General features: G+C 55.4%; 27 protein-coding genes. 20 read left to right on the top strand and 7 right to left on the bottom strand.

Translation table 11 applies throughout. The features are described from left to right. Positions 1-48: 48 nt before the first annotated feature. The 4 genes from AC1MKH_RS01740 to AC1MKH_RS01725 all read right to left on the bottom strand — a co-directional run bounded on the left by AC1MKH_RS01740 (position 49) and on the right by AC1MKH_RS01725 (position 3,808). Positions 49-873 carry a hypothetical protein gene (locus tag AC1MKH_RS01740; RefSeq protein ID WP_276222043.1) on the bottom strand — a complete coding sequence of 275 codons (825 nt, stop codon included), beginning with the start codon at positions 871-873 and terminating at the stop codon, positions 49-51. Then, a complete protein-coding gene (locus tag AC1MKH_RS01735) occupies positions 870-2,207 on the bottom strand; it encodes a lipopolysaccharide biosynthesis protein (protein ID WP_276222045.1) in 1,338 nt (445 codons plus the stop codon). The genes AC1MKH_RS01740 and AC1MKH_RS01735 overlap by 4 nt, the downstream gene beginning before the upstream one ends. Positions 2,208-2,302: 95 nt before the next feature. After that, positions 2,303-3,055 carry a nucleoside/nucleotide kinase family protein gene (locus tag AC1MKH_RS01730; protein ID WP_276222047.1) on the bottom strand — a complete coding sequence of 251 codons (753 nt, stop codon included), beginning with the start codon at positions 3,053-3,055 and terminating at the stop codon, positions 2,303-2,305. A gap of 39 nt (positions 3,056-3,094) precedes the next feature. Next, the gene (locus tag AC1MKH_RS01725) at positions 3,095-3,808 is read right to left on the bottom strand and encodes a nucleoside/nucleotide kinase family protein (RefSeq protein WP_276222049.1); all 714 of its coding nucleotides are present in this window, start codon (positions 3,806-3,808) and stop codon (positions 3,095-3,097) included. Positions 3,809-3,981: 173 nt separating this feature from the next. Between AC1MKH_RS01725 and AC1MKH_RS01720 the strand changes: the two genes are divergently transcribed. Beyond that, on the top strand, positions 3,982-4,689 hold the full coding sequence (locus AC1MKH_RS01720; protein WP_276222051.1) for a dTMP kinase: 708 nt from the start codon (positions 3,982-3,984) through the stop codon (positions 4,687-4,689). A 45-nt stretch (positions 4,690-4,734) separates the two neighbouring features. Here the strand turns inward: AC1MKH_RS01720 and pitA are convergent, their stop codons facing one another. Both pitA and proP read right to left on the bottom strand, forming a co-directional pair. Continuing rightward, positions 4,735-6,234, bottom strand: coding sequence for an inorganic phosphate transporter PitA (gene pitA, locus AC1MKH_RS01715; protein WP_276222053.1), 1,500 nt, complete (start codon positions 6,232-6,234; stop codon positions 4,735-4,737). 279 nt (positions 6,235-6,513) lie between these two features. Next, complete coding sequence (gene proP, locus AC1MKH_RS01710; protein WP_276222055.1) at positions 6,514-8,016, bottom strand: glycine betaine/L-proline transporter ProP; 1,503 nt, start codon at positions 8,014-8,016, stop codon at positions 6,514-6,516. 824 nt (positions 8,017-8,840) lie between these two features. Between proP and kdgT the strand changes: the two genes are divergently transcribed. The 17 genes from kdgT (at position 8,841) to phnP (ending at position 21,922) form a co-directional block, all read left to right on the top strand. Beyond that, positions 8,841-9,842 (top strand): 2-keto-3-deoxygluconate transporter, encoded by a 1,002-nt coding sequence (gene kdgT, locus AC1MKH_RS01705; protein ID WP_231825613.1) that lies wholly within the window; start codon positions 8,841-8,843, stop codon positions 9,840-9,842. A 150-nt stretch (positions 9,843-9,992) separates the two neighbouring features. Continuing rightward, complete coding sequence (locus AC1MKH_RS01700; RefSeq protein WP_015966275.1) at positions 9,993-10,328, top strand: zinc ribbon domain-containing protein YjdM; 336 nt, start codon at positions 9,993-9,995, stop codon at positions 10,326-10,328. Between the two features lie 176 nt (positions 10,329-10,504). Next, a complete protein-coding gene (gene yjdN / locus AC1MKH_RS01695; protein WP_276222062.1) occupies positions 10,505-10,945 on the top strand; it encodes a VOC family metalloprotein YjdN in 441 nt (146 codons plus the stop codon). A 131-nt stretch (positions 10,946-11,076) separates the two neighbouring features. Next, positions 11,077-11,865: a phosphonate ABC transporter ATP-binding protein gene (gene phnC, locus AC1MKH_RS01690; protein ID WP_276222064.1), complete on the top strand. Its 789-nt coding sequence runs from the start codon at positions 11,077-11,079 to the stop codon at positions 11,863-11,865. 24 nt (positions 11,866-11,889) lie between these two features. Next, positions 11,890-12,906: a phosphonate ABC transporter substrate-binding protein gene (phnD, locus tag AC1MKH_RS01685; protein ID WP_000991997.1), complete on the top strand. Its 1,017-nt coding sequence runs from the start codon at positions 11,890-11,892 to the stop codon at positions 12,904-12,906. 125 nt (positions 12,907-13,031) lie between these two features. Then, a complete protein-coding gene (gene phnE / locus AC1MKH_RS01680; protein WP_001193492.1) occupies positions 13,032-13,811 on the top strand; it encodes a phosphonate ABC transporter, permease protein PhnE in 780 nt (259 codons plus the stop codon). Positions 13,812-13,831: 20 nt separating this feature from the next. Beyond that, entirely contained in the window at positions 13,832-14,557 is a 726-nt protein-coding gene (gene phnF / locus AC1MKH_RS01675; RefSeq protein WP_001295387.1) for a phosphonate metabolism transcriptional regulator PhnF, read from the top strand. Then, positions 14,558-15,010: a phosphonate C-P lyase system protein PhnG gene (gene phnG, locus AC1MKH_RS01670; protein WP_131161361.1), complete on the top strand. Its 453-nt coding sequence runs from the start codon at positions 14,558-14,560 to the stop codon at positions 15,008-15,010. Beyond that, complete coding sequence (phnH, locus tag AC1MKH_RS01665; protein WP_089574897.1) at positions 15,007-15,591, top strand: phosphonate C-P lyase system protein PhnH; 585 nt, start codon at positions 15,007-15,009, stop codon at positions 15,589-15,591. Before phnG ends, phnH begins: the two co-directional genes overlap by 4 nt. After that, on the top strand, positions 15,591-16,655 hold the full coding sequence (gene phnI, locus AC1MKH_RS01660) for an alpha-D-ribose 1-methylphosphonate 5-triphosphate synthase subunit PhnI (protein ID WP_276222072.1): 1,065 nt from the start codon (positions 15,591-15,593) through the stop codon (positions 16,653-16,655). The genes phnH and phnI overlap by 1 nt, the downstream gene beginning before the upstream one ends. Further along, on the top strand, positions 16,648-17,493 hold the full coding sequence (gene phnJ / locus AC1MKH_RS01655; protein WP_000002299.1) for an alpha-D-ribose 1-methylphosphonate 5-phosphate C-P-lyase PhnJ: 846 nt from the start codon (positions 16,648-16,650) through the stop codon (positions 17,491-17,493). The genes phnI and phnJ overlap by 8 nt, the downstream gene beginning before the upstream one ends. Then, on the top strand, positions 17,490-18,248 hold the full coding sequence (gene phnK, locus AC1MKH_RS01650; protein ID WP_001075518.1) for a phosphonate C-P lyase system protein PhnK: 759 nt from the start codon (positions 17,490-17,492) through the stop codon (positions 18,246-18,248). The genes phnJ and phnK overlap by 4 nt, the downstream gene beginning before the upstream one ends. A gap of 122 nt (positions 18,249-18,370) precedes the next feature. Then, positions 18,371-19,051: a phosphonate C-P lyase system protein PhnL gene (phnL, locus tag AC1MKH_RS01645; RefSeq protein WP_276222077.1), complete on the top strand. Its 681-nt coding sequence runs from the start codon at positions 18,371-18,373 to the stop codon at positions 19,049-19,051. Then, complete coding sequence (phnM, locus tag AC1MKH_RS01640) at positions 19,048-20,184, top strand: alpha-D-ribose 1-methylphosphonate 5-triphosphate diphosphatase (protein ID WP_097513027.1); 1,137 nt, start codon at positions 19,048-19,050, stop codon at positions 20,182-20,184. Before phnL ends, phnM begins: the two co-directional genes overlap by 4 nt. Next, a complete protein-coding gene (phnN, locus tag AC1MKH_RS01635) occupies positions 20,184-20,741 on the top strand; it encodes a ribose 1,5-bisphosphokinase (protein WP_276222082.1) in 558 nt (185 codons plus the stop codon). Before phnM ends, phnN begins: the two co-directional genes overlap by 1 nt. Beyond that, positions 20,728-21,162, top strand: a complete 435-nt coding sequence (gene phnO, locus AC1MKH_RS01630; RefSeq protein WP_001110490.1) for an aminoalkylphosphonate N-acetyltransferase — start codon at positions 20,728-20,730, stop codon at positions 21,160-21,162. The genes phnN and phnO overlap by 14 nt, the downstream gene beginning before the upstream one ends. Position 21,163: 1 nt before the next feature. Further along, complete coding sequence (gene phnP, locus AC1MKH_RS01625) at positions 21,164-21,922, top strand: phosphonate metabolism protein PhnP (RefSeq protein WP_276222087.1); 759 nt, start codon at positions 21,164-21,166, stop codon at positions 21,920-21,922. Positions 21,923-21,950: 28 nt separating this feature from the next. Here the strand turns inward: phnP and yjdP are convergent, their stop codons facing one another. Beyond that, positions 21,951-22,274, bottom strand: a complete 324-nt coding sequence (gene yjdP / locus AC1MKH_RS01620) for a DDRRRQL repeat protein YjdP (protein WP_157704549.1) — start codon at positions 22,272-22,274, stop codon at positions 21,951-21,953. Between the two features lie 222 nt (positions 22,275-22,496). On the opposite strand from yjdP, the gene AC1MKH_RS01615 reads away from it, so the two are divergent. Beyond that, positions 22,497-24,476 (top strand): alkyl/aryl-sulfatase, encoded by a 1,980-nt coding sequence (locus AC1MKH_RS01615; RefSeq protein ID WP_276222090.1) that lies wholly within the window; start codon positions 22,497-22,499, stop codon positions 24,474-24,476. Positions 24,477-24,682: 206 nt separating this feature from the next. After that, a complete protein-coding gene (locus AC1MKH_RS01610; protein WP_276222092.1) occupies positions 24,683-24,949 on the top strand; it encodes a YtcA family lipoprotein in 267 nt (88 codons plus the stop codon). The last annotated feature ends 14 nt before the right edge of the window (positions 24,950-24,963 follow it).

Here is a 24,963-nt window from a genome sequence, read left to right as displayed (position 1 = left end):
GCGCGCGTGCCGCGCCATCGATTATCCGTCATCGTGTTGTGCATCCTTTTACAGCGGAAAGCGCGCGAGTAGCAGCGCTAAACGCTGGCGGATGTCTTCATCCAGCGCCACGGGCGTCTCATAGGCCAGACGATTTTCCATGTCGTCGGCCACCATCTCATCATGCTTGTCTCCCATCAGGCCGTTGATGGCAGCAAGAAAGCGGGAGACCTGCCGCGCTTCGCGGTTTTCAGGATCGATGGAACGCAGGGTATCGTAGTAAGAAACCTGCTGGCTGATGATTTTTCGCACGTCATGAAATTCCCGTCCCGTCAGCAGCGGTTTTTCCACAAGCGCCTTCAACAACCGTATTTGCCCCTGCCGATACGCAATGAAATCATCAACGCTGGCTAATCGACTGTGACGCAAACAATAGCGCAGCATCGCCCAGGCGGGCGCGCTCAGATAAAAACGCAGCAGCCTGCCATAAAATGCAATGGCATCCTTCTTTTGATTACGAAATCCATCCTGAAAACGCCCCAGAAATACGGTCGTTTTACCGAAGATAAACCCCGCATAATGGCGTTGCAGATACAGTCGTTGGGCGAAACGTAAATGCTTAAAACGCGCGCGCATGTATTTGTACTGCATGCGTTCCTGCTCCGAAAGCTCGCGGCCTGCCGCCTGTTTCAACGTTAACTGCAATAAATCTCGCCGCTTAACGCCGTCCTCCCAAAATTGCAGACATAACGCATAGTTGCCTTGAATGATTTCCGGCGTGCAGTGCAAATCAATCACCGGCGGCAGGCTAACCTGCGCATCCACGTAATCGTCCTCTTCTACCGCCGTAAACAGGCGCTGGGTCACTTCAGGTGCAAAACGTTTATCAATCACTTTCCGCCCTCCGTCGATCCTTTAAATACCAGTAAATGACGCTGAAAATAGGCCCGTAGCGTCGGCGCCAGCGAAAACAAGACGTCGAGGCATTGGCCAAAGAAGTAAGCGAACGCTGCGCCCATCACGCCAAAAACATGCGATAGCGCAATAAGCAGAATGAGATAGCCCGCAGAGGCGAACGTTTGGGCGACGAGGAAAGCACGTTGTTTGCCCGCCATTAACAGCAGCGACTCCTGCGGGAAGCCCACCATCGAGATAACAATGGCCGCCAGCATGACCTGAATTAAGTCGTACGCTTCGAGGTATTTCACCCCGAAAACCAGCGAGATAAGCGGCTTACCGACCAGAATCACCAGTAGCGCGACCAGCACGCCGATCCCCCCCGCCAGCAGCGCAGAGCGGATACCCAGCATCCACGGACGCTTTGTGCGCGGGTCAAGGCGCATCACTTCCGGATAAAAGCTTTTACTCAGTAAACTGGCGGGCGTGCCGGCCGCATCAAAGAAGGTCATCGCGATTTTGAACAGCCCCGCTGCCGCCGGGCCCAGCACCACACCAACCAGCACGGTGCTACAGGAGTTGCGCGCCGCCCAGATGGAGTGCGCGATGTTCGTTGACCAGACAAAACCCCAGGCGCCCGGTATCCGTCGCGCGGATTCAAACAAACGTGGGCGCAGCGCACCATGAATATTGCGGCGGCGCAGCTCGCGTGCGGCAAACCACCAGTACAGGGTGCCGCCGACCAGGTTAGAGGCGTACCAGGTGATCACAAACCCGGCGAAACCAAAATCACCGAAGTAAGCAATTACGCTGCCCAGCGCGCGCAGAAAGGGTTTCGTCGCCTGCTGAATGGCAATCAGATCAAAACGGTCAACCGCACGCAAAATCCCGGTCGGCGTGGATGACGCCATCGAGGGGATCAGCGTGCAATAAAGCATGGCTAACCAGAAACTTTGCGCATCCAGCCCCATGGAATGAGAGAGAAACGGCAGCAGCGCCATGCCGCCGACAATGGCGACGGCCCCGCTGGCGATATCCAGACCGAAAGAAAACGACACCACATCACGAAACTGTTGCGGGTTATTATTTTCCAGCGCGGGCGTGCCGTACTGAACCACCAATTGCCAGGTCTGAAACTTGATGAAATCACTGATGGATTTGGCATAAGACTGCACCACCACCAGCACGCCAAACATCGCGGGTGTCATGCCTTTACCGGCACAGGAGAGCGCCAGCAAGCCCAGCAAAGCACTCACCACATTACTGGAGCCTAAATAAGCGCTATTGCGAATAATGGTGCGAAACGCGCCATCGGAAAACCAATTTTTCATCGTGATAATAACAATCCATTCAGGCTCAAAATATTCAGCAAAGAATTAATTACTTCGCATTTATAATTTAATTAAATAATTCGCGACCAATAGTATTAATGTGCGACACGCTGGCGCTGCGAAACAGACGCCACAGCAGAGGCCGCCGATAATGCTTTTTCCAGCACCTCGGCATAAGGCGCTCGCGCATCCAGTTCAATAACGTGCGAACCGTTATAACGAATTTTCGACATCACACCGATTTTATCCCGCAGCTCTTCATAATCGTGATCGGGCTTACGCGAAAACGCAGTCTCCACATCAATCATCAGTCGAATAATTAATTCCGGTTGATAACGTGCCATTTGCTGATAAAGCTGCTGCTCGCGCGCTGCCAGCCGCTGCTTTATTTTCCCCGTTGCACGCTCAATGCCTATACCTGGCCCATCGTAATAAAAACCGGAGATTTCAGCCTGGGGAAAGCGATCGCTCACTACCAATACGCCGCTTTGCGTCAGTTGCTGGACCCTGCGTAATTTCACGCGTCGACGAAGCGAAAAAGCGAACATAATCAACGCAGCCCATAGCGCCGGCGAGCGGTTTTTCATGCTCTGCGTCTTTGATGACTTCGCGGCTAAACGCCGCTCAAGCCAGACGCCAATAAACGGTAACTTTTTGATTTTGTCACCGTCTTCTCCTGAAAGCAGCCCCAGATATCGGCGCTCGGTGACCCATTGCGTTTGCAGTTGTTTAACCAGATCCGTGGTCAGGGTTGATTTACCGGTGCCATCACAGCCCACCACCGCAATCAGGCCGGGAATACATTCGGTCTGGGACATTGCGGCCTGGGTGAAGTTGGTAGTTTCCATGGTGTTTACTCTTGAGTTCGTCACAATCAGGTGCGGCAATCAGGAAAGCGCGGACTGAATCGAACGTAATGATTCAGCAAGGATATCTTCCGCAGGCTGGCGACCATCCAGCTCGAGGATGGGCGCATGGTTAAAATTGAGCGTGGGGATCACGGTGGTTTTCTCATGCAGCGCCGCCAGTGAGTGGTCGGGCTTGCGGCTAAAGGCCGTTTGCTCATCAATCGCGAGGCGAATTAATAACACGGGAAGATAAGAGGCCATCCAGCGATACAGTTTCAGCTCGTTTTTTCTGAGCAGACACACCCAGCGGTTGCCGCCCTCGGTCTTCGCCAGCTGCGGGCCGTCGAAACGAAAGCCGGGCACTTCCACCTGCGGGTAACGGTCGGTTATCAATACATACCCTTGCTCGCTTTTGCGTAGCATTTTGCGAAACTTCCAGCCCCGCCAGCAGGAGAGCAAAAAGATAACCAGTGCGCTGACGTTGCCCGGTGGCAATGAAGGGTAGTCATGAACGTTGGCAGCTTTGGCGCGTAAATAACGACCAAACGGCGCGCCGATAATCGGTAGCTGCGAAATCCATTCGCCAATACGCCCGGAAGATTGCCCGAGATAAAGTAATTGCGTGGGCACTTTCGGGGCCAGCTTTTCAAGTAGCGCCGTCGCCAGCGTGGATTTACCTGAACCATCACAACCGACTATAGCAATCACTCTGACAAAAGGTGGATTAACCTTTCGGGTATTATATTGACTCATGAAAAACCCACTATTGAAGAAATGATTGTATATTACTGGCATTGTGCTCAGAATATCTTCTCGGCTTTGTCGTGACAATAATTAAATGTCAGCACGGCATAAACTATCGCCGCACCAAAATACATTTATCAAAATAATATTTAATGTGGATATATTAAATAAGGGATATATTTATGCAGTCAATAACTCCTCCGGTTATTGCCGTTATTGGCAGTGACGGCTCCGGTAAATCCACTGTTTGTGAACGTCTGATTACCACTGTAAAAAAATATGGCCCTGCCGAACAGGTGCATTTAGGAAAACAGGCAGGCAACGTCGGACGAGCGGTGGTAAAACTTCCGCTGATGGGAAAATCGCTGAATAAGAGCATTGAGCGAAATAAAGTCAAAACGGCGAAAAAATTACCCGGCCCGATCCCGGCGCTGGTGATTACCGCCTTTGTGGCACGCCGCCTGCTGCGTTTTCGCCATATGCTGGCGTGCCACAAACAGGGGTTAATCGTGTTAACCGACCGCTACCCGCAGGAGCAGATCCCCGGTGCTTACGATGGAACCGTTTTTCCACCGAATGTATCAGGCAGCGGGTTCGTCTCCTGGCTGGCAAGCCTGGAGCGTAAGGCGTTTCATTGGATGGCGAGCTATAAGCCGGATTTAGTGATTAAACTGAACGTTGACCTTGAGGTGGCCTGCGCGCGGAAACCCGATCACAAGCGAGAAGCTTTGGCGCGCAAAATTGCCATCACACCGCAGTTGACCTTTAACGGTGCCGAACTGATTGATATCGATGCCAACAAACCGCTGGATGAAGTGTTGAGCGATGCGGAAAATGCAGTGATGCGCTTTATGGAAAGCCGGGGATATACGCTTTCGTCACACGCCTGATTACCCGGTTAAGCCCGATCCATGACCGGGCTTAACCGGTGCAACTTAGATGAGCTGTAGCGCAATCCAGTAAAGCACCCCGGATAAAAAGATGGCCGCTGGCAGCGTGAAGATCCACGCCATCAGGATGCTGGTCACCGTTTTACGCTGCAACCCGCCGCCATCCACCAGCATGGTGCCTGCTACCGCAGAAGAGAGCACATGTGTTGTGGAAACCGGCATCCCGATGTAGCTCGCCAGGCCGATAGAAATCGCCGCCGTAATTTGGGCGGACATGCCCTGAGCGTAAGTCATGCCTTTCTTACCGATCTTCTCGCCAATGGTCATCGCCACGCGCCGCCAGCCAATCATTGTCCCGATACCCAGCGCCAGCGCCACGGCCATAATTATCCAGATGGGCGCGTACTCGATGGTGCTCAGAATATCGCTTCGCAGTTTTTTCAGCATCTGCTGGTCATTGCGGTTCACCCCTTCAGACTTCGCCACTTTCTCAGCCGTATCGGAGATGCAGAGCATGATGCGCCTCAGTTGGCTACGCTGCCCCACTTCTAAAGCGCTGTAGTTAGCCACATTGCCTGCCAGCAGGGTTTTAACGCGCTCAAAGGCGTCCATGGTATTTGCCGGATGACAGTGGAATACGCTGGATTGCACATCGCCTGATTGCGCAGTCGCCACCGGCTGCTCCGTCGTGGTGATGGTTTTCAGCAGCTCAGGGCGCTGCTCAAGAAACACTTCAAAATTGTTGATGGCATCGCGAGTACGGGCAATTTCGTACCCCGACGCATTCATATTGACCACAAACCCGGCGGGCGCAATCCCAACCAGCACCAGCATCACCAGGCCAATACCTTTCTGGCCATCGTTCGCGCCGTGAGAAAACGCCACGCCCGCCGCCGAGACAATCAACGAGGTTCGCGTCCAGAACGGCGGTTTGCGCACGCCGCCTTTCTTTTTACGCTCTTCCGGCGAGCGATGGATACGGGCGCGTTTTTTGGTGCCGCTCCAGAAGCGACGCAGCAGAAAAATCAGCCCGCCCGCCAGCGCGAGGCCGACGATCGGCGATACAATTAAGGAGGTGAAAATTTTCGTGACTTCGCGCAGATTCAGCGCATCCACTACGGAGTTGCCATTCATAATCGCGTTGGTGAGCCCGATCCCGATTATCGCGCCAATCAGCGTATGCGAACTGGACGCCGGCAAGCCGAAAAACCAGGTGCCGAGGTTCCAGATGATTGCCGCCAGCAGCATCGAAAAGACCATCGCCAGCCCATGCGAAGAGCCCATATTCAGCAGCAAATCCGTCGGTAGCATATGCACAATGGCGTAAGCCACACTAAGGCCCCCCAACAGCACGCCAAAAAAGTTGAACGCTGCGGCCATAACCACCGCCAGCTGTGGGCGCATAGCGCGCGTGTAGATAACCGTCGCCACCGCGTTGGCCGTATCGTGAAAGCCATTAATCGCTTCGTAAAACAGGACGAATGCCAGAGCAAGCAATAATAAAAGCCCGGTGTATATATCCAAGCCCATAAATAAATTTAGCATATATATAATTGCGCCATATTAAAATTATAAACAGGCGCATTATCGGGGAGTTTAGCTATTCGGGCAAAGTGAATTACGTTTTTTTGTCGCCTGTGCAATAAATAGAAAACCATTGAGTTAAAAAGTTAATTACTGTAAATAAATCATTATGCACACATCCATAATATGAATAATATTCAATTTAAAAAGTCGCGGGGACATATGAATATTTTTGTTGAATGTTTCCAAAAAAAAACCGGGTAAGACTCGCGTCTACCCGGCTTGATGATGAACGAATGATTACTCGTTAATTTTTGGATGCTGCTGCACCAGACGCGTTCTCTGCTCCTGCAACGTCGCGATTTCGGCATCAATATCTTCGATTTTATGCTCGATGTTATCGTGATGCTCCTGCAAAATTTCTCGAGCCTCTTCAATATCCGATGCGGCAGGCGTCGCGCCTTTCAGCGGACGGTTCGCCGTTTCCTTCATCGTAATCCCGGTAATCAGGCCGATCACCGCAATCACCATCAGATAGTAAGCCGGCATCATCAGGTCCTGCGAGGTTTCCACCAGCCAGGCCGCCAGCGTCGGCGTCAGGCCCGCAATCAGCACTGAGATGTTAAAGGCTGCGGCCAGTGCGCTATAGCGAATGTGCGTTGGGAACATCGCCGGGAGCGTCGAAGCCATCACGCCGGTAAAGCAGTTCAGGATCACCGCCAGCAACAGCAGACCCGCGAAAATCAGGCCAATCACATTACTGTTAATCAGAATGAAGGCCGGGATCGCGAACACCAGCAGCGCCACACTACCAATCACGATAAACGGACGACGACCAAAACGGTCGCTCAGCAGGCCCATAATCGGCTGCACAAAGAGCATACCAATCATGATGGCAATGATGATCAGCACGCCGTGATCTTCAGAGTAATGCAGGTTATGCGACAGGTAGCTCGGCATGTAAGTGAGCAACATGTAGTAGGTTACGTTGGTGGAGATAACCACCCCAATACAGGTCAGCAGGCTGCGCCAGTGTTTAGTGGCGATTTCTTTAAAGGAAACTTTCGGCCCTTCCTGCAGACCCTGACGGTCGCCCTGTTCGAGTTTCTCAACGTGCTGCTGGAACGCTGGCGTCTCTTCCAGCGCATGACGCAGATAGAGGCCAATAATCCCTAACGGCAGCGCGATAAAGAACGGAATACGCCAGCCCCACTCAAGGAAGTTTTCCTCACCCACTACGGTGGAAATCAGTACCACCACGCCCGCGCCCAGCACGAAGCCCGCAATGGAGCCGAAATCAAGCCAACTGCCCATAAAGCCGCGTTTACGGTCAGGTGAATATTCGGCAACAAAGATGGATGCCCCGGTATATTCACCGCCCACCGAGAAGCCCTGCGCCATTTTACACAGCAACAGCAGGACGGGGGCCCAGATACCAATAGACGCATATGACGGTATCAGACCAATACAGAAGGTACTGATCGACATAATAACGATGGTGATCGCGAGGATTTTCTGACGCCCGTACTTATCGCCGAGCATCCCGAAGAACAGACCGCCCAACGGGCGAATTAAGAACGGTACGGAGAACGTCGCCAGTGCGGCAATCATCTGCACGCTTGGGTCGGCGCCCGGGAAGAAGACTTTACCTAAGGCGTAGGCGACAAAGCCATACACACCAAAGTCGAACCATTCCATAGCATTACCAAGCGAGGCCGCGGTGATGGCTTTACGGAGCTTGGCATCATCGATAATCGTGACATCACGGAGCGTGATCGGCTTTACTTTTTTCCTTCGAAGCATGGGTATTCCTCATTTACATTCGCCGTTAACGCACACCCTGTGGAGTCGAACAGCTCGCTGTTCGCATGGTGTACGGAGGAGTCGGGAAAATGCAGACTCCTGTTAATCAAGCGTAGCAGGTTTGCTTGTACTGCTGGCGCGCCCCTTGCGCGGGAGCGCATCCGGGGGTGACAGCTTCGCGTTACACTTCTCAGGGTTCATGAAGTGCCGAAAGCCGCCGGTGCAATCAAACCTGTTGACGCCTGTACTGGCTAATTACAGGTGGTTAAAAAATCCCCGGAATGTCGGTTCCGGTTTGGACTCAGGCCTTTTACCCTACCAGCGTTTAAATTTGTGATCAACTTCGCAAATAAATGCACGCTGTTGTTAAGTTGAGTCGATATTCGTAAATAAGTTCAATCTTAATGGATTTTTACGTCAAAGCGCGGCCCGGTATTGTTACCAAAAACACACCCAAAAATGTCAAATAACCCTCGAAATAATTACCCACATTATTATTTACTTAAGATAAATCTCATCATTTAAATTCACAAAGTTTTCACAGCCAATTTATCTCATCCTGCCAGATGTAAGATTTCGTCAAAATATGTGATCGATATAACTAAAACACTGTTTTATTTTCATTGAATCATAATTCCAGCAAATGCATCATAGTTTCAGGAACAGCACCACGGGGCTTTTCAGGGAGAATTTCTCCCTCGTTGTACCCACCGCGTTCCGGCCGCATGGACAGAGATGCCCGAAAGGAAAGACTCGGGTAACTGGTTGAAATTATTATTCTTAACCTCTTCCATCGTCATTCAGATGAGAAGCGAGGATGCAATATGAAAATTAAAGCCACAATGGAAAGAATCCCTGGCGGGATGATGCTGATCCCTTTACTGCTGGGTGCCGTATTAAATACCTTTGCGCCAAACACCGGCGAATACTTTGGTTCATTCACGAAAGGCATGATTGGCGGAACGGTGCCGATTCTGGCAGTCTGGTTCTTCTGTATCGGTGCTTCAATTGATTTACGCGCGACTGGAACGGTGTTACGTAAATCCGGTACGCTGGTACTGACCAAAATTGGCGTCGCCTGGATCGTGGCACTGATTGCAGCCATGTTTATTCCAGAAAACGGTATCCAGACCGGATTCTTTGCGGGTCTGTCCGTTCTGGCAATTGTTTCCGCCATGGATATGACCAACGGTGGCTTATATGCCAGCCTGATGAACCAATATGGCACGAAAGAAGAGTCCGGCGCGTTCGTATTAATGTCGCTGGAGTCCGGCCCACTGATGACCATGGTTATTCTGGGTTCCGCTGGCCTGGCCACTTTCGAACCGCATCACTTTATCGGCGCCGTACTGCCGTTCCTGGTTGGCTTCGCGTTAGGTAACCTGGACCACGATCTGCGCGCCTTCTTCAGCAAAGCAACGCCGGTACTGATTCCATTCTTCGGCTTCGCGCTGGGGAATACCATCAACCTGAGCGTGATTATGGACACCGGCCTGCTGGGCATCGCCCTGGGCGTTGCGGTTATCGTTATCACCGGTATTCCACTGATTATTGCCGACCGCGTGATTGGCGGTGGTAACGGTACAGCGGGCATTGCGGCTTCCTCCGCAGCCGGTGCGGCAGTCGCCAACCCGGTGATTATTGCCCAGATTAACCCATCGTTTGCTCCAGTTGCCGCTTCTGCAACAGCGCTGGTCGCAGCAAGCGTCATCGTCACGGCGATTCTGGTACCTATCATCACGGCGCTTTACGCCAGACGTTTCGGCAAGGTTCCCGCAGCGGAAACCAGCACCACCGCGAGCGTCTCTCAGGCCGCGCACCACTAACATCCCCCGCCCCCTCTTCGAGGGGGTTCTGTTTCCGCCCAGGAATAACGCCGACAAAAGTGTGGTTTTGCGCTATCATTAGCGACTGTTTGCGGCATTATGCCGGTTTTTAGGGGCTTATTGCCCTTTCGCACTTTTGAGGAAATCCCCATGTCATTACCCCACTGCCCGAAATGCAATTCCGAATACACTTACGAAGATAACGGCATGTATATCTGCCCGGAATGCGCCCACGAATGGAACGATGCTGAACCCGCACAGGACAGCGATGAGCTGATTGTGAAAGATGCCAACGGCAATCTGCTGGCCGACGGCGACAGCGTCACCGTGGTGAAAGATCTGAAAGTGAAAGGCAGCTCTTCGATGCTGAAGATCGGCACCAAAGTGAAAAACATTCGCCTGGTTGAAGGCGACCACAACATCGATTGCAAAATCGATGGTTTCGGCCCGATGAAGCTGAAATCTGAGTTCGTTAAAAAGAACTGATTGTATTTGTTGGCACACGATCGGTAGGCCGGATAAGGCGCACGCGCCGCATCCGGCAACGGTGCCGGCTGCCTGATGCGCTACGCTTATCAGGCCTACAAATCCCCCGCCCCCACCCTCATCTGTACAAAATTCGAACTACACTTAATGGGCTCTTCTTACCTGAGGTAACGATTATGCCGTTAAGTCCCTACATTGCTTTCGCCGGAAACTGCGCCGATGCCATCGCCTACTATCAACAGACGCTGGGCGCGGAATTACTCTACAAAATCACCTTTGGCGAAATGCCGAAAGATGCGCAGGAAAGCAGCGACGGCTGCCCCTCCGGCCAGACCTACCCTGAAAACGCCATCGCCCACGCCAACCTGAAAGTTGCGGGAAGCGACATCATGATGAGCGACGGCGCGCAAAGCGGAAATACTGGCTACAGCGGCTTTACGCTGGTGCTGGATACCCAGGATGTCAACGAAGGAAAACGCTGGTTCGATAGCCTGGCGGCAGAAGGCCAGATCGAAATGGCCTGGCAGGAAACCTTCTGGGCGCACGGTTTCGGCAAAGTCACCGATCGCTACGGCCTGCCCTGGATGATCAACGTCGTCAAACAGCCTGGCGGATAAACTCTGCGGGAGGCACGCCCTCCCGCTGTCATCATTTTCACCCTAACTCTTCATCTTTACGTCACTCACGCTTAACCCAACTGTCACAAAAATTCGCCACGATGGAGCCACTTTTTTAGGGAGGCTCCAGCATGCAAACGATTATCCGCGTCGAACAACTGAGCAAAACCTTCAATCAGCATCAGGCGCTGCACGCGGTTGATCTGAACATTCATCACGGTGAAATGGTGGCTCTGCTTGGGCCGTCGGGTTCCGGCAAATCCACCCTTTTACGTCACTTAAGCGGCCTGATTGTCGGCGATAAAAAGCCAGAATGCCGCGTCGAACTGCTGGGCCGCACCGTCCAGCAAAATGGCCGTCTGGCGCGCGATATCCGCAAAAGCCGCGCCCATACCGGCTACATCTTCCAACAATTCAACCTGGTGAATCGCCTGAGCGTACTGGAAAACGTGCTGATTGGCGCGCTCGGCAGCACGCCGTTCTGGCGCACCTGTTTTAGCTGGTTTACCCGCGAGCAGAAACAGCGCGCGTTACAGGCGCTGACCCGCGTCGGTATGGCGCACTTTGCATACCAGCGCGTTTCCACGCTCTCCGGCGGTCAGCAGCAGCGCGTGGCGATTGCCCGCGCGCTGATGCAGCAGGCGAAGGTGATTCTGGCGGACGAACCGATCGCCTCGCTGGACCCGGAATCAGCGCGCATCGTGATGGACACCCTGCGCGACATCAATCAGAACGACGGCATCACCGTGGTCGTCACGCTGCATCAGGTGGATTACGCCCTGCGCTACTGCGAACGCATCGTCGCGCTGCGCCAGGGGCACGTCTTCTACGACGGCAGCAGCCAACAGTTTGATAACGAACGTTTTGACCATCTCTACCGCAGCATTAATCGCATCGAAGAGAACGCGAAAGCTGCCTGACATCCCCATCATTGAGGAAAACGAATGAACGCTAAGATAATTGCCTCGCTGGCCTTCACCAGCATGTTCAGCCTCAGCACCCTGTTAAGCCCGGCGCACGCCGAAGAGCAGGAAAAGGCACTGAATTTCGGCATTATTTCAACGGAATCACAGCAAAACCTGAAACCGCAATGGACGCCATTCTTACAGGATATGGAGAAGAAGCTGGGCGTGAAGGTGAACGCCTTCTTTGCCCCGGACTATGCGGGCATTATCCAGGGAATGCGCTTCAATAAAGTGGATATCGCCTGGTACGGCAACCTGTCGGCAATGGAAGCGGTGGATCGCGCCAACGGCCAGGTCTTCGCCCAAACGGTCGCGGCGGATGGATCGCCGGGTTACTGGAGCGTGTTGATCGTCAACAAAGACAGCCCGATCAACAACCTGAACGATCTGCTGGCGAAGCGAAAAGATCTCACCTTCGGCAATGGCGATCCTAACTCCACCTCTGGCTTCCTCGTCCCCGGTTACTACGTCTTTGCCAAAAACAATATCTCCGCCAGCGACTTCAAGCGCACCGTCAACGCCGGACATGAAACCAATGCGCTGGCCGTCGCCAACAAGCAGGTGGATGTGGCGACCAACAACACCGAAAACCTCGACAAGCTGAAAACCTCCGCACCGGAGAAGCTGAAAGAACTGAAAGTGATCTGGAAATCGCCGCTGATCCCAGGCGATCCGATCGTCTGGCGCAAAAATCTGTCCGAAACCACCAAAGACAAGATCTACGACTTCTTTATGAACTACGGCAAAACGCCGGAAGAGAAAGCGGTGCTGGAACGCCTGGGCTGGGCGCCGTTCCGCGCCTCCAGCGACCTGCAACTGGTACCCATTCGCCAGCTCGCGCTGTTTAAAGAGATGCAGGGCGTAAAAGGCAATAAAGGGCTGAATGAGCAGGACAAGCTGGCGAAAACCACCGAGATTCAGGCACAGCTGGATGACCTGGACCGCCTGAACAACGCGTTAAGCGCGATGAGTTCGGTGAGTAAAGCGGTGCAGTAATGTGCTCGATCGGTCCCCTCTCCCTTGAGGGAGAGGGTTAGGGTGAGGGGGAAATGCGCACGCTGGTGCCCTCACCCCGGCCCTCTCCCACAGGGAGAGGGAGAAAACATTAAACGGAGCCAAACATGCAAACCATCACCATCGCCCCACCCAAGCGCAGCTGGTTCTCGATCTTCAGCTGGGCCGTTGTTCTCGCCGTGCTGGTCGTCTCGTGGCAGGGCGCGGAAATGGCCCCGCTCACGCTGATTAAAGACGGCGGCAACATGGCGACGTTCGCCGCCGACTTCTTCCCGCCCGATTTCAGCCAGTGGCAGGATTACCTCACCGAAATGGCCGTCACGCTGCAAATCGCCGTCTGGGGCACCGCACTGGCAGTGGTTCTCTCCATCCCCTTCGGTCTGATGAGCGCCGAAAACCTGGTGCCGTGGTGGGTTTACCAGCCCGTACGTCGCCTGATGGACGCCTGCCGCGCCATTAACGAAATGGTCTTCGCCATGCTGTTCGTGGTCGCCGTCGGCCTCGGCCCGTTCGCTGGCGTGCTGGCGCTGTTTATCCACACCACCGGCGTGCTCTCCAAACTGCTTTCCGAAGCGGTGGAAGCGATCGAACCCGGCCCGGTGGAAGGTATTCGCGCCACCGGCGCCAACAAGCTGGAAGAGATCCTCTACGGTGTGCTGCCGCAGGTGATGCCGCTGCTAATTTCCTACTCCCTCTATCGCTTCGAATCCAACGTCCGTTCGGCGACCGTCGTCGGCATGGTCGGCGCGGGCGGAATTGGCGTCACGCTGTGGGAAGCGATTCGCGGTTTCCAGTTCCAGCAAACCTGCGCCCTGATGGTGCTGATTATCGTCACGGTCAGCCTGCTGGATTTCCTCTCTCAACGGTTGCGTAAGCACTTTATCTGATAAGCGAGGCATTGATAGCTATGCACTTGTCTACACATCCGACCAGCTACCCAACACGCTATCAGGAGATAGCCGCAAAACTTGAGCAGGAGCTTCGTCAACACTATCGCTGCGGCGACTATCTTCCCGCCGAGCAGCAACTGGCGGCGCGCTTTGAGGTGAATCGCCACACCCTGCGCCGCGCCATCGACCAACTGGTGGAAAAAGGCTGGGTACAGCGCCGTCAGGGCGTCGGCGTGCTGGTGCTGATGCGCCCGTTCGATTACCCGCTCAACGCCCAGGCGCGTTTTAGCCAGAACCTGCTGGATCAAGGTAGCCATCCCACCAGCGAAAAACTGCTGTCGGTGCTGCGCCCCGCCTCCGGTCACGTCGCTGACGCGCTGGGGATAACCGAGGGGGAGAACGTCATCCACCTGCGCACCCTGCGTCGGGTCAACGGCGTCGCGCTCTGTTTGATCGACCACTACTTCGCAGACCTCACGCTCTGGCCGACACTGCAACGCTTCGACAGCGGCTCGCTGCACGATTTTCTGCGCGAGCAAACGGGGATTGCGCTGCGCCGCAGCCAGACGCGGATCAGCGCCCGCCGCGCCCAGGCCAAAGAGTGCCAGCGTCTTGAAATCCCGAATATGTCGCCGCTGCTGTGCGTGCGCACCCTTAACCACCGTGACGGTGAAAGCAGCCCGGCGGAGTACTCCGTCAGCCTGACGCGCGCCGACATGATTGAATTCACTATGGAGCACTGAATGCACGCAGATACCGCGACCCGCCAGCACTGGATGTCCGTACTGGCGCACAGCCAACCGGCTGAACTGGCAGCCCGCCTGAACGCGCTGAACATCACCGCCGACTATGACGTTATCCGCGCCGCCGAAACTGGCCTGGTGCAGATTCAGGCGCGGATGGGCGGCACCGGCGAACGTTTTTTTGCCGGCGACGCCACGCTGACCCGCGCCGCCGTGCGCCTGACTGACGGCACGCTCGGCTACAGCTGGGTGCTGGGGCGTGATAAACAGCATGCCGAACGCTGCGCGCTGATTGACGCGCTGATGCAGCAAACCCGTCATTTTCAAAACTTATCAGAAACCCTTATTGCCCCGCTGGACGCTGACCGTATGGCACGCATTGCCGCACGCCAGGCCGAAGTGAACGCCAGCCGGGTCGACTTCTTTACGATGGTTCGCGGAGACAACGCATGACCCTGGAAACCGCTTTTATGCTTCCCGTGCAGGATGCCCAGCACAGTTTTCGTCGCCTGTTAAAGGCCATGAGCGAGCCGGGCGTGATTGTCGCCCTGCATCAGCTCAAACGCGGCTGGCAGCCGCTGAATATCGCCACCACCAGCGTGCTGCTCACGCTGGCCGATAACGACACGCCGGTGTGGCTTTCCGCGCCATTAAGTAACGATATCGTCAGCCAGAGCCTGCGTTTTCATACCAATGCGCCGCTGGTCAATCAACCGGAACAGGCGACCTTCGCGGTAACGGATGAGGCGATTTCCAGCGAACAGCTCAACGCCCTTTCCACCGGCACCGCCGTTGCGCCGGAAGCGGGCGCGACGCTGATTTTACAGGTCGCCAGCCTGAGCGGCGGGCGCATGTTGCGTCTAACCGGCGCGGGTATTGCCGAAGAACGAATGATCGCCCCGCAGCTACCGGAGTGCATTCTGCACGAACTCACCGAGCGCCCGCACCCGTTCCCGCTCGGCATCGACCTGATCCTGACCTGCGGCGAGCGCCTGCTGGCTATTCCGCGAACCACTCATGTGGAGGTGTGCTGATGTACGTTGCCGTGAAAGGGGGCGAAAAGGCGATCGACGCCGCCCACGCCCTGCAAGAGAATCGACGCCGGGGCGATACCGATTTGCCTGAACTGAGCGTCGCCCAGATTGAACAGCAGCTTAATCTCGCGGTGGATCGCGTGATGACTGAAGGCGGCATTGCCGACCGCGAACTGGCAGCGCTGGCGCTGAAACAGGCCAGCGGCGATAACGTTGAAGCAATTTTCCTGCTGCGCGCCTACCGCACCACGCTGGCAAAACTGGCGGTGAGCGAGCCGCTCGACACCACCGGGATGCGTCTCGAACGCCGTATCTCCGCCGTTTATAAAGACATTCCCGGCGGCCAGCTGCTTGGCCCAACCTACGACTACACCCATCGCCTGCTCGATTTCACCCTGCTGGCAAACGGCGAAGCGCCAACGCTGACCACCGCCGACAGCGAGCAACAGCCGTCGCCGCACGTTTTCAGTCTGCTGGCGCGTCAGGGGCTGGCGAAGTTTGAAGAAGAGAGCGGCGCACAGCCGGATGACATCACCCGCACGCCGCCGGTTTACCCCTGTTCACGTTCTTCCCGTTTGCAGCAGTTAATGCGTGGCGACGAAGGCTACTTGCTGGCGCTGGCATACTCCACCCAGCGCGGTTACGGGCGCAATCACCCGTTCGCGGGCGAAATCCGCAGCGGCTATATCGACGTGTCGATTGTGCCGGAAGAGCTGGGATTTGCGGTGAACGTCGGCGAACTGCTGATGACCGAGTGTGAAATGGTCAACGGTTTTATCGACCCGCCGGATGAGCCGCCGCACTTCACGCGCGGCTACGGGCTGGTGTTCGGTATGAGCGAGCGCAAAGCGATGGCGATGGCGCTGATTGACCGCGCTCTGCAAGCCCCGGAATACGGCGAGCACGCGACGGGCCCGGCGCAGGATGAAGAGTTCGTGCTGGCGCATGCCGACAACGTCGAAGCCGCAGGCTTTGTCTCGCACCTCAAACTCCCGCACTACGTCGATTTCCAGGCCGAACTGGAGCTACTCAAACGTCTGCAACAGGAGCAGAACCATGGCTAATCTGAGCGGCTACAACTTTGCGTACCTCGACGAGCAGACCAAACGCATGATCCGCCGCGCCATCTTAAAAGCGGTGGCGATCCCCGGTTATCAGGTGCCGTTTGGCGGGCGCGAGATGCCGATGCCGTACGGTTGGGGAACCGGCGGCATACAGCTCACCGCCAGCGTGATTGGCGAAAGCGACGTGTTGAAGGTGATTGACCAGGGCGCGGATGACACCACCAACGCCGTGTCGATTCGCAACTTCTTTAAGCGCGTGACCGGGGTGAACACCACCGAACGCACGGATGATGCGACGCTTATCCAGACGCGCCACCGCATCCCCGAAACGCCGCTGACCGAAGATCAGATAGTTATCTTCCAGGTGCCGATCCCGGAACCGCTGCGCTTTATCGAGCCGCGCGAAACGGAGACCCGCACCATGCACGCGCTGGAGGAGTATGGCGTGATGCAGGTGAAGCTGTATGAAGATATCGCCCGCTTCGGTCATATCGCCACCACCTATGCCTATCCGGTGAAAGTGAACGGGCGCTACGTCATGGACCCGTCGCCGATCCCGAAATTCGATAACCCAAAAATGGACATGATGCCCGCCCTGCAGCTGTTCGGCGCGGGGCGCGAGAAGCGCATCTATGCGGTGCCGCCGTTTACCCGCGTGGAAAGCCTCGATTTCGACGATCACCCGTTCACCGTCCAGCAGTGGGATGAGCCGTGCGCCATCTGCGGATCGACCCACAGCTATCTTGATGAAGTGGTGCTGGATGACGCCGGAAACCGCATGTTTGTCTGCTCCGATACCGATTATTGCCGCCAACAGAGCGAGGCGAAAAGCCAATGAATCAACCGTTACTTTCGGTCAATAACCTGACCCACCTTTACGCGCCGGGCAAAGGCTTTAGCGATGTCTCTTTTGATTTATGGCCGGGAGAAGTGCTGGGCATCGTCGGGGAATCCGGCTCCGGGAAGACCACGCTGCTGAAATCAATCTCCGCACGCCTGACGCCGCAGCAGGGGGAGATTCACTATGAAAACCGTTCCCTCTATGGCATGAGCGAGGCCGACCGCCGCCGCCTGCTGCGCACCGAATGGGGCGTGGTGCATCAGCATCCGCTCGACGGCCTGCGCCGCCAGGTCTCGGCAGGCGGCAATATCGGCGAGCGGCTGATGGCAACCGGGGCGCGTCATTACGGCGACATTCGCGCCACCGCGCAGAAATGGCTGGAAGAGGTGGAGATTCCCGCCAACCGTATCGACGACCTGCCAACCACCTTTTCCGGCGGTATGCAGCAGCGTTTGCAGATTGCCCGCAACCTGGTGACGCATCCGAAGCTGGTGTTTATGGATGAACCGACCGGCGGGCTGGATGTGTCGGTGCAGGCACGCCTGCTCGATCTGCTGCGCGGTCTGGTGGTGGAGCTGAATCTGGCAGTGGTGATTGTCACCCATGATCTGGGCGTTGCCCGCCTGCTGGCAGACCGTTTGCTGGTGATGAAGCAGGGGCAAGTGGTGGAGAGTGGGTTAACCGACCGCGTGCTCGACGACCCGCATCATCCGTATACCCAGCTGCTGGTGTCATCGGTTTTGCAGAATTGAGCCGGTGCCTGATGGCGCTTCGCTTATCAGGCCTACAAAACCATCGTAATACATTGATATTGATTAATTTGTAGGCCGGATAAGGCGCAGCCGCCATCCGGCAAAAACACGAAGAGGCCAAAATGATCCGCGTCGAAAACGTCAGTAAAACCTTCATCCTGCACCAGCAAAACGGCGTGCGCCTGCCCGTCTTACAACGTGCCTCGCTCACCGTCAACGCGGGCGAATGCGTGGTGCTCCACGGCCACTCCGGCAGCGGAAAATCAACCCTGCTGCGCTCGCTGTACGCCAACTATCTGCCCGATGAAGGGCAAATTCAGATTAAACACGGTGACGAATGGGTAGACCTGGTCACCGCGCCAGCGCGCAAGGTGGTGGAAATCCGCAAAACCACCGTCGGCTGGGTGAGCCAGTTTCTGCGCGTCATCCCGCGTATTTCGGCGCTGGAAGTGGTGATGCAGCCGCTGCTCGATACCGGCGTACCGCGTGAAGCCTGCGCCGCTAAAGCCGCGCATCTGCTCACCCGCCTGAACGTGCCGGAACGCCTGTGGCACCTGGCACCATCGACCTTCTCCGGCGGCGAACAGCAGCGCGTCAACATCGCCCGCGGCTTTATCGTCGACTACCCCATTCTGCTGCTCGACGAACCCACCGCCTCGCTGGACGCCAAAAACAGCGCCGCCGTAGTGGAACTGATCCGCGAAGCCAAAGCCCGTGGCGCGGCCATCGTCGGCATCTTCCATGACGAAGCCGTACGCAATGACGTCGCCGACCGCCTGCACCCAATGGGAGCCTCTGCATGATTATCAATAACGTCAAACTGGTGCTGGAAAACGAAGTGGTACACGGTTCGCTGGAAGTACAGGATGGCGAAATCCGCGCCTTTGCCGAAAGCCAGAGCCGCCTGCCGGACGCGATGGACGGCGAAGGCGGCTGGCTGCTGCCGGGGCTGATTGAGCTGCATACCGATAATCTGGATAAATTCTTCACCCCGCGCCCGAAAGTTGACTGGCCCGCCCACTCGGCGATGAGCAGCCACGATGCGCTGATGGTGGCGAGCGGCATCACCACCGTTCTGGACGCCGTGGCGATTGGTGATGTGCGCGACGGCGGCGATCGGCTGGAGAATCTGGAGAAGATGATCAACGCCATCGAAGAGACGCAGAAACGCGGCGTCAACCGCGCCGAGCACCGTCTGCACCTGCGCTGCGAACTGCCGCATCACACTACGCTGCCGCTGTTTGAAAAACTGGTGCAGCGCGAGCCGGTCACGCTGGTGTCGCTGATGGACCACTCACCGGGCCAGCGCCAGTTCGCCAACCGCGAGAAGTATCGCGAATATTATCAGGGCAAATACTCGCTCACCGATGCGCAGATGCAGCAGTATGAAGAGGAGCAGCTGGCGCTTGCCGCACGCTGGTCGCAGCCGAATCGCGAAACCATCGCCGCCCTGTGCCGCGCCCGACAAATTGCTCTCGCCAGCCACGATGATGCCACGCACGCGCACGTTGCCGAATCCCACCAGCTTGGCAGCGTAATCGCCGAATTTCCCACCACCTTCGAAGCAGCGGAAGCTTCGCGTAAGCATGGCATGAACGTACTGATGGGCGCGCCCAATATCGTGCGCGGCGGTTCGCACTCCGGCAACGTGGCGGCCAGTGAACTGGCGCAGCTTGGCCTGCTGGATATCCTCTCTTCCGACTACTACCCCGCCAGCCTGCTGGATGCGGCGTTCCGCGTCGCCGATGACGAGAGCAACCGCTTTACGCTGCCGCAGGCGGTGAAGCTGGTGACCAAAAACCCGGCCCAGGCGCTGAATCTTCAGGATCGCGGGGTGATTGGCGAGGGTAAACGCGCCGACCTGGTGCTGGCGCATCGCAAGGGCAATCACATTCACATCGACCACGTCTGGCGTCAGGGGAAAAGGGTGTTTTGATGATGGGAAAACTGATTTGGTTGATGGGGCCGTCCGGCTCCGGGAAAGATAGCCTGCTGGCGGAACTCCGCCTGCGGGAACAAACTCAGTTACTGGTGGCGCATCGCTACATCACGCGCGATGCCAGTGCCGGAAGTGAAAATCATATCGCCCTGAGCGAGCAGGAGTTTTTTTCCCGCGCGGGGCAGCAACTCTTCGCGTTAAGCTGGCATGCCAACAGCTACTATTACGGTGTCGGGCTGGAGATCGACCTCTGGCTGCACGCCGGATTCGACGTGGTGGTCAACGGCTCACGTGCACATTTGCCGCAGGCGCGGGCGCGCTATGAATCGGCGCTGCTGCCCATCTGTTTACAGGTTTCGCCGGAGATCCTGCGCCAGCGCCTGGAAAACCGTGGCCGTGAAAACGCCAGTGAAATTAACGCCCGCCTGGCGCGCGCCGCCCGCTATACTCCTCAGGATTGCCATACGCTCAACAATGACGGCAGCCTGCGCCAGTCGGTCGACACGCTGCTGACGCTGATCCATCAGAAGGAGAAACACCATGCCTGCTTGTGAGCTTCGCCCGGCCACGCAGTACGATACCGACGCGGTTTACGCGCTGATATGTGAGCTAAAACAGGCGGAGTTTGACCATCACGCGTTTCGCGTGGGCTTTAACGCCAATCTGCGCGACCCGAACATGCGCTACCATCTGGCGCTGCTGGATGGCGAAGTTGTCGGCATGATCGGCCTGCATTTGCAGTTTCATCTGCATCATGTCAACTGGATCGGCGAAATTCAGGAACTGGTGGTGATGCCGCAGGCGCGCGGTCTGAACGTTGGCAGCAAGTTGCTGGCATGGGCAGAAGAAGAAGCCCGCCAGGCCGGGGCCGAAATGACCGAGCTTTCCACCAACGTGAAGCGCCACGACGCGCACCGTTTCTATCTGCGCGAAGGCTACGAGCAGAGCCACTTCCGCTTCACGAAGGCGCTGTAACATGAGCCTGACCCTCACGCTCACCGGCACCGGCGGCGCACAGGGCGTTCCCGCATGGGGCTGCGAGTGCGTGGCCTGCGCCAGAGCTCGGCGCTCGCCACAGTATCGCCGCCAGCCATGCAGCGGCGTGGTGAAGTTTAACGAGGCTGTCACCCTGATCGACGCCGGGCGGCACGATCTCGCCGATCGCTGGTCGCCCGGATCGTTCCAGCAGTTTTTGCTGACGCACTACCATATGGATCACGTGCAGGGGCTGTTTCCGCTGCGCTGGGGCGTGGGCGATGCGATCCCGGTTTACGGCCCGCCGGATGAACAGGGCTGCGACGATCTGTTTAAACATCCGGGCCTGCTTGATTTCAGCCACTCGGTGGAGCCGTTTGTGGTGTTTGATTTGCAGGGGTTGCAGGTCACGCCGCTGCCGCTCAACCATTCGAAACTCACATTCGGCTATTTACTGGAAACGGCGCATAGCCGGGTGGCGTGGCTGTCAGACACCGCTGGCCTGCCGGAAAAAACGCTGAAATTTTTACTCAATAATCATCCGCAGGTGATGGTGATTGATTGCAGCCACCCGCCGCGCGAGGATGCGCCGCGTAATCACTGCGATTTAAACACCGTGCTGGCGCTGAATGAGGTTATCCGCTCGCCACGGGTGATTCTGACGCACATCAGCCACCAGTTTGATGCGTGGCTGATGGAGAACGCGCTGCCGTCAGGGTTTGAGGCCGGGTTTGATGGGATGGAGATTAGGGTAGCGTGATAGGGTTGGTCATGGGCGCGCTGCCCCCTCACCGCTCATACTCATCTTCCAGCCTCTGCCGCTCATCCTCTAGCTGCCGACGTTCCTGATCAAGCTGGCGCTGGCGGTCATCAAGCTGCCTGCGTCGGTCCTCCAGTTGGCGGCGACGGTCGTCATATTGCTGGCGGCTGTTATCATTCTGATAGCGCCCGTCATCATAGTCGCGGTCATCATCATCGCTGGCACGATTGCTGGAGGGATTGTAGGCATCGTTAATTGCCTGCTGAATGTTGCCTATCGCATCATCAATCACATCGGCATGCGCAAGTGGGCTCATCAGCACAAACAACAAGACGGTAAGGTAACGTTTCATCAGGAAAGTCTCACACAACCAGAGTGTGAAGACGTTAATGAAACGTTAGAAAGTAAAACAGCGGAGAATTCTCAAATTTGAATAGCACAATAACCTAACGATAATAGTTAATTCGGTCACAATGAAACTATCCCCATTTAAAAGGTTATTATTATAATAATCTCCATTTTTGCCCTTCTTATTATTTATTTCACGAATAATTAAATGGAGATTAGATATTTTATGAATGGAAATTTCAGATTAACGAAAACCTGTCTGGCGCTTTCCGCAATTATGGGTTTTATGATTCAATCCGTCAGCGCGGCAGAAACAGCAAAAGACGCGACAACCTTTACTAAATCAGTCAACCAGCAGTATCAACAATCATTACCCTTTAGCGATCGCCAGGATTTCGACGACGCGCAACGCGGATTTATTGCACCATTATTAAATGACGGTGAATTAAAAACACCTGATGGCAAAGTCTATTACCGCGCACTGGATTACCAGTTTGATATCAATGCGCCAGCGCCGGATACCATCAACCCCAGCCTGTGGCGTCAATCGCAGGTCAACGGCATCTCCGGGCTGTTTAAAGTCACTGACCGTATGTATCAGGTGCGCAGCCAGGATATTTCAAACATCACCTTCATCGAGGGCGATACCGGCATCATCGTCATCGACCCGCTGGTGACACCAAACTCAGCAAAAGCCAGCCTCGACCTTTACTACAAACACCGTCCACAGAAACCGATTGTGGCCGTGATTTACACTCACAGCCACACTGACCACTATGGCGGTGTGAAAGGTATCGTCTCGGAAGCCGATGTGAAAGCGGGCAAAGTACAGATCATCGCCCCGGAAGGCTTTATGGAAGAGGCGATCAGCGAAAACGTGCTGGCAGGCAATATCATGAGCCGCCGCGCACTTTACTCTTATGGTCTGCTGCTGCCGCATAATGCGCAGGGTAATATCGGCAACGGCCTTGGCGTAACGCTGGCTACAGGCGATCCGAGCATTATTGCGCCGACTCGCTCCATCACTAAAACCGGTCAAAAACTGAATATCGACGGGCTGGACTTCGAGTTCCTGATGGCGCCAGGCAGCGAAGCACCGTCAGAAATGCACCTCTATATTCCGGCGCTGAAAGCCCTTTGCACAGCGGAAAACAGCACCCATACTCTGCATAACTTCTACACCCTGCGCGGCGCGAAAACCCGTGATACCGCGAAATGGACCGATTACCTGAACGAAACGCTGGATAAATGGGGTTCCCAGGCTGAAGTGCTGTTTATGCCACACACCTGGCCGGTGTGGGGTAATCAGCACATTAATGATTACATCGGCAAATATCGCGACACCATCAAGTACATTCATGACCAGACGCTGCATTTAGCGAATCAGGGTTACACCATGAATGAAATCGGCAATATGATTCATCTGCCGGAAACGCTGGATAAAAACTGGGCCAGTCGTGGCTACTATGGTTCCGTCAGCCATAACGCCCGTGCGGTGTATAACTTCTATCTCGGCTACTACGACGGTAACCCGGCCAACCTGAATCCGTATGGTCAGGTGGATATGGGTAAACGCTATGTCAAAGCGCTGGGCGGCTCCGCACATGCTATCAACCTCGCACGTGAAGCCTACAACCAGGGCGATTACCGTTGGGCATCCGAACTGCTGAAACAGGTGATTGCAGCCGATCCAGGCGATCAGGTCGCGAAAAACCTGCAAGCAGATACCTTTGAACAGCTCGGCTATCAGGCAGAGTCCGCCACCTGGCGCGGTTTCTACCTGACCGGTGCGAAAGAGCTGCGTGAAGGCGTGCACAAGTTCTCCCACGCCAGCACCGCCTCTTCCGATACCATCAAAGGCATGACCGTTGAGATGCTGCTCGATTACCTCGCCGTACGACTGGACAGCGAGAAAGCCGCAGGTAAATCTATCAGCCTGAACTTTAACCTCTCAGGCAACGATAATCTGAACCTTTCGCTCGATAATAGCGTGCTGAACTACCGCAAAGCGTTGCAGACAAAAGCAGACGCCTCATTCTATATGAGCCGCAGCGATCTGCACGATGTGTTGGTCGGTCAGGCTAAAATGGTCGATTTGATAAAAGCGAAAAAGGTTAAAGTTATTGGTAATGCCAATAAATTAAATGAAATCATATCGTGCATGGATAATTTTGAATTGTGGACCAATGTTGTCACTCCTAATTAATCATTAACTTGTATTAAAAAGCGCCCCTTTATATGAGGGGCGCTTTTAATTATTTAAATTATTCATGAATCAGATATTAAATAGCGCAAGTAAAATCAATTTTCCGAAAATCGCTCTGTTTATAATGCCCAGACTCGGCGGCGCTGGCGTTTTAAACATTTAGCAGGGCTATTAATAGATTCATTTATCCTTCAGGAAAATAGAACATGGACAGGTTTTTTTCTCTCTCAGGCAAGCTGCTACTGCTTCCCTTGCTTCTGCTGTCAGGATGCACCTTTTCGCCGGCCATCCCGGTCATTGGCGCATATTATCCTGACTGGCTTTTTTGCATCATTGGCGGGGTCCTCCTGACGCTTATCGTCCGCCGCTTCCTCATTCGTACGAACAGCGTTCCGCACCTGGGTTTCCCGGGGCTGATTTATACCGCGCTGTTTGCGCTTTTCTCCATGCTGTTATGGCTGGCCTTCTTTTAATTTTATCGAGACGC

The sequence above is a fragment of the Pseudocitrobacter sp. CD920760 genome (assembly GCF_057782505.1).
Note: the sequence above shows the minus strand (reverse complement) of the source record. Positions and strands in the feature narration are given on the sequence as shown.

Excerpts from the sequence above, each read along its gene's own strand:
- phnE (WP_001193492.1), top strand. The coding sequence starts at position 13,032 with ATGCAAACCATCACCATCGCCCCACCCAAGCGCAGCTGGTTCTCGATC.
- pitA (WP_276222053.1), bottom strand. The coding sequence starts at position 6,234 with ATGCTAAATTTATTTATGGGCTTGGATATATACACCGGGCTTTTATTA.
- phnO (WP_001110490.1), top strand. The coding sequence starts at position 20,728 with ATGCCTGCTTGTGAGCTTCGCCCGGCCACGCAGTACGATACCGACGCG.
- AC1MKH_RS01735 (WP_276222045.1), bottom strand. The coding sequence starts at position 2,207 with ATGAAAAATTGGTTTTCCGATGGCGCGTTTCGCACCATTATTCGCAAT.
- phnD (WP_000991997.1), top strand. The coding sequence starts at position 11,890 with ATGAACGCTAAGATAATTGCCTCGCTGGCCTTCACCAGCATGTTCAGC.
- phnG (WP_131161361.1), top strand. The coding sequence starts at position 14,558 with ATGCACGCAGATACCGCGACCCGCCAGCACTGGATGTCCGTACTGGCG.
- proP (WP_276222055.1), bottom strand. The coding sequence starts at position 8,016 with ATGCTTCGAAGGAAAAAAGTAAAGCCGATCACGCTCCGTGATGTCACG.
- phnJ (WP_000002299.1), top strand. The coding sequence starts at position 16,648 with ATGGCTAATCTGAGCGGCTACAACTTTGCGTACCTCGACGAGCAGACC.
- phnI (WP_276222072.1), top strand. The coding sequence starts at position 15,591 with ATGTACGTTGCCGTGAAAGGGGGCGAAAAGGCGATCGACGCCGCCCAC.
- AC1MKH_RS01720 (WP_276222051.1), top strand. The coding sequence starts at position 3,982 with ATGCAGTCAATAACTCCTCCGGTTATTGCCGTTATTGGCAGTGACGGC.
- yjdP (WP_157704549.1), bottom strand. The coding sequence starts at position 22,274 with ATGAAACGTTACCTTACCGTCTTGTTGTTTGTGCTGATGAGCCCACTT.
- AC1MKH_RS01725 (WP_276222049.1), bottom strand. The coding sequence starts at position 3,808 with ATGAGTCAATATAATACCCGAAAGGTTAATCCACCTTTTGTCAGAGTG.
- phnN (WP_276222082.1), top strand. The coding sequence starts at position 20,184 with ATGATGGGAAAACTGATTTGGTTGATGGGGCCGTCCGGCTCCGGGAAA.
- phnF (WP_001295387.1), top strand. The coding sequence starts at position 13,832 with ATGCACTTGTCTACACATCCGACCAGCTACCCAACACGCTATCAGGAG.
- phnK (WP_001075518.1), top strand. The coding sequence starts at position 17,490 with ATGAATCAACCGTTACTTTCGGTCAATAACCTGACCCACCTTTACGCG.
- AC1MKH_RS01700 (WP_015966275.1), top strand. The coding sequence starts at position 9,993 with ATGTCATTACCCCACTGCCCGAAATGCAATTCCGAATACACTTACGAA.
- phnL (WP_276222077.1), top strand. The coding sequence starts at position 18,371 with ATGATCCGCGTCGAAAACGTCAGTAAAACCTTCATCCTGCACCAGCAA.
- yjdN (WP_276222062.1), top strand. The coding sequence starts at position 10,505 with ATGCCGTTAAGTCCCTACATTGCTTTCGCCGGAAACTGCGCCGATGCC.
- phnP (WP_276222087.1), top strand. The coding sequence starts at position 21,164 with ATGAGCCTGACCCTCACGCTCACCGGCACCGGCGGCGCACAGGGCGTT.
- phnC (WP_276222064.1), top strand. The coding sequence starts at position 11,077 with ATGCAAACGATTATCCGCGTCGAACAACTGAGCAAAACCTTCAATCAG.
- kdgT (WP_231825613.1), top strand. The coding sequence starts at position 8,841 with ATGAAAATTAAAGCCACAATGGAAAGAATCCCTGGCGGGATGATGCTG.
- phnH (WP_089574897.1), top strand. The coding sequence starts at position 15,007 with ATGACCCTGGAAACCGCTTTTATGCTTCCCGTGCAGGATGCCCAGCAC.
- phnM (WP_097513027.1), top strand. The coding sequence starts at position 19,048 with ATGATTATCAATAACGTCAAACTGGTGCTGGAAAACGAAGTGGTACAC.
- AC1MKH_RS01730 (WP_276222047.1), bottom strand. The coding sequence starts at position 3,055 with ATGGAAACTACCAACTTCACCCAGGCCGCAATGTCCCAGACCGAATGT.
- AC1MKH_RS01610 (WP_276222092.1), top strand. The coding sequence starts at position 24,683 with ATGGACAGGTTTTTTTCTCTCTCAGGCAAGCTGCTACTGCTTCCCTTG.
- AC1MKH_RS01615 (WP_276222090.1), top strand. The coding sequence starts at position 22,497 with ATGAATGGAAATTTCAGATTAACGAAAACCTGTCTGGCGCTTTCCGCA.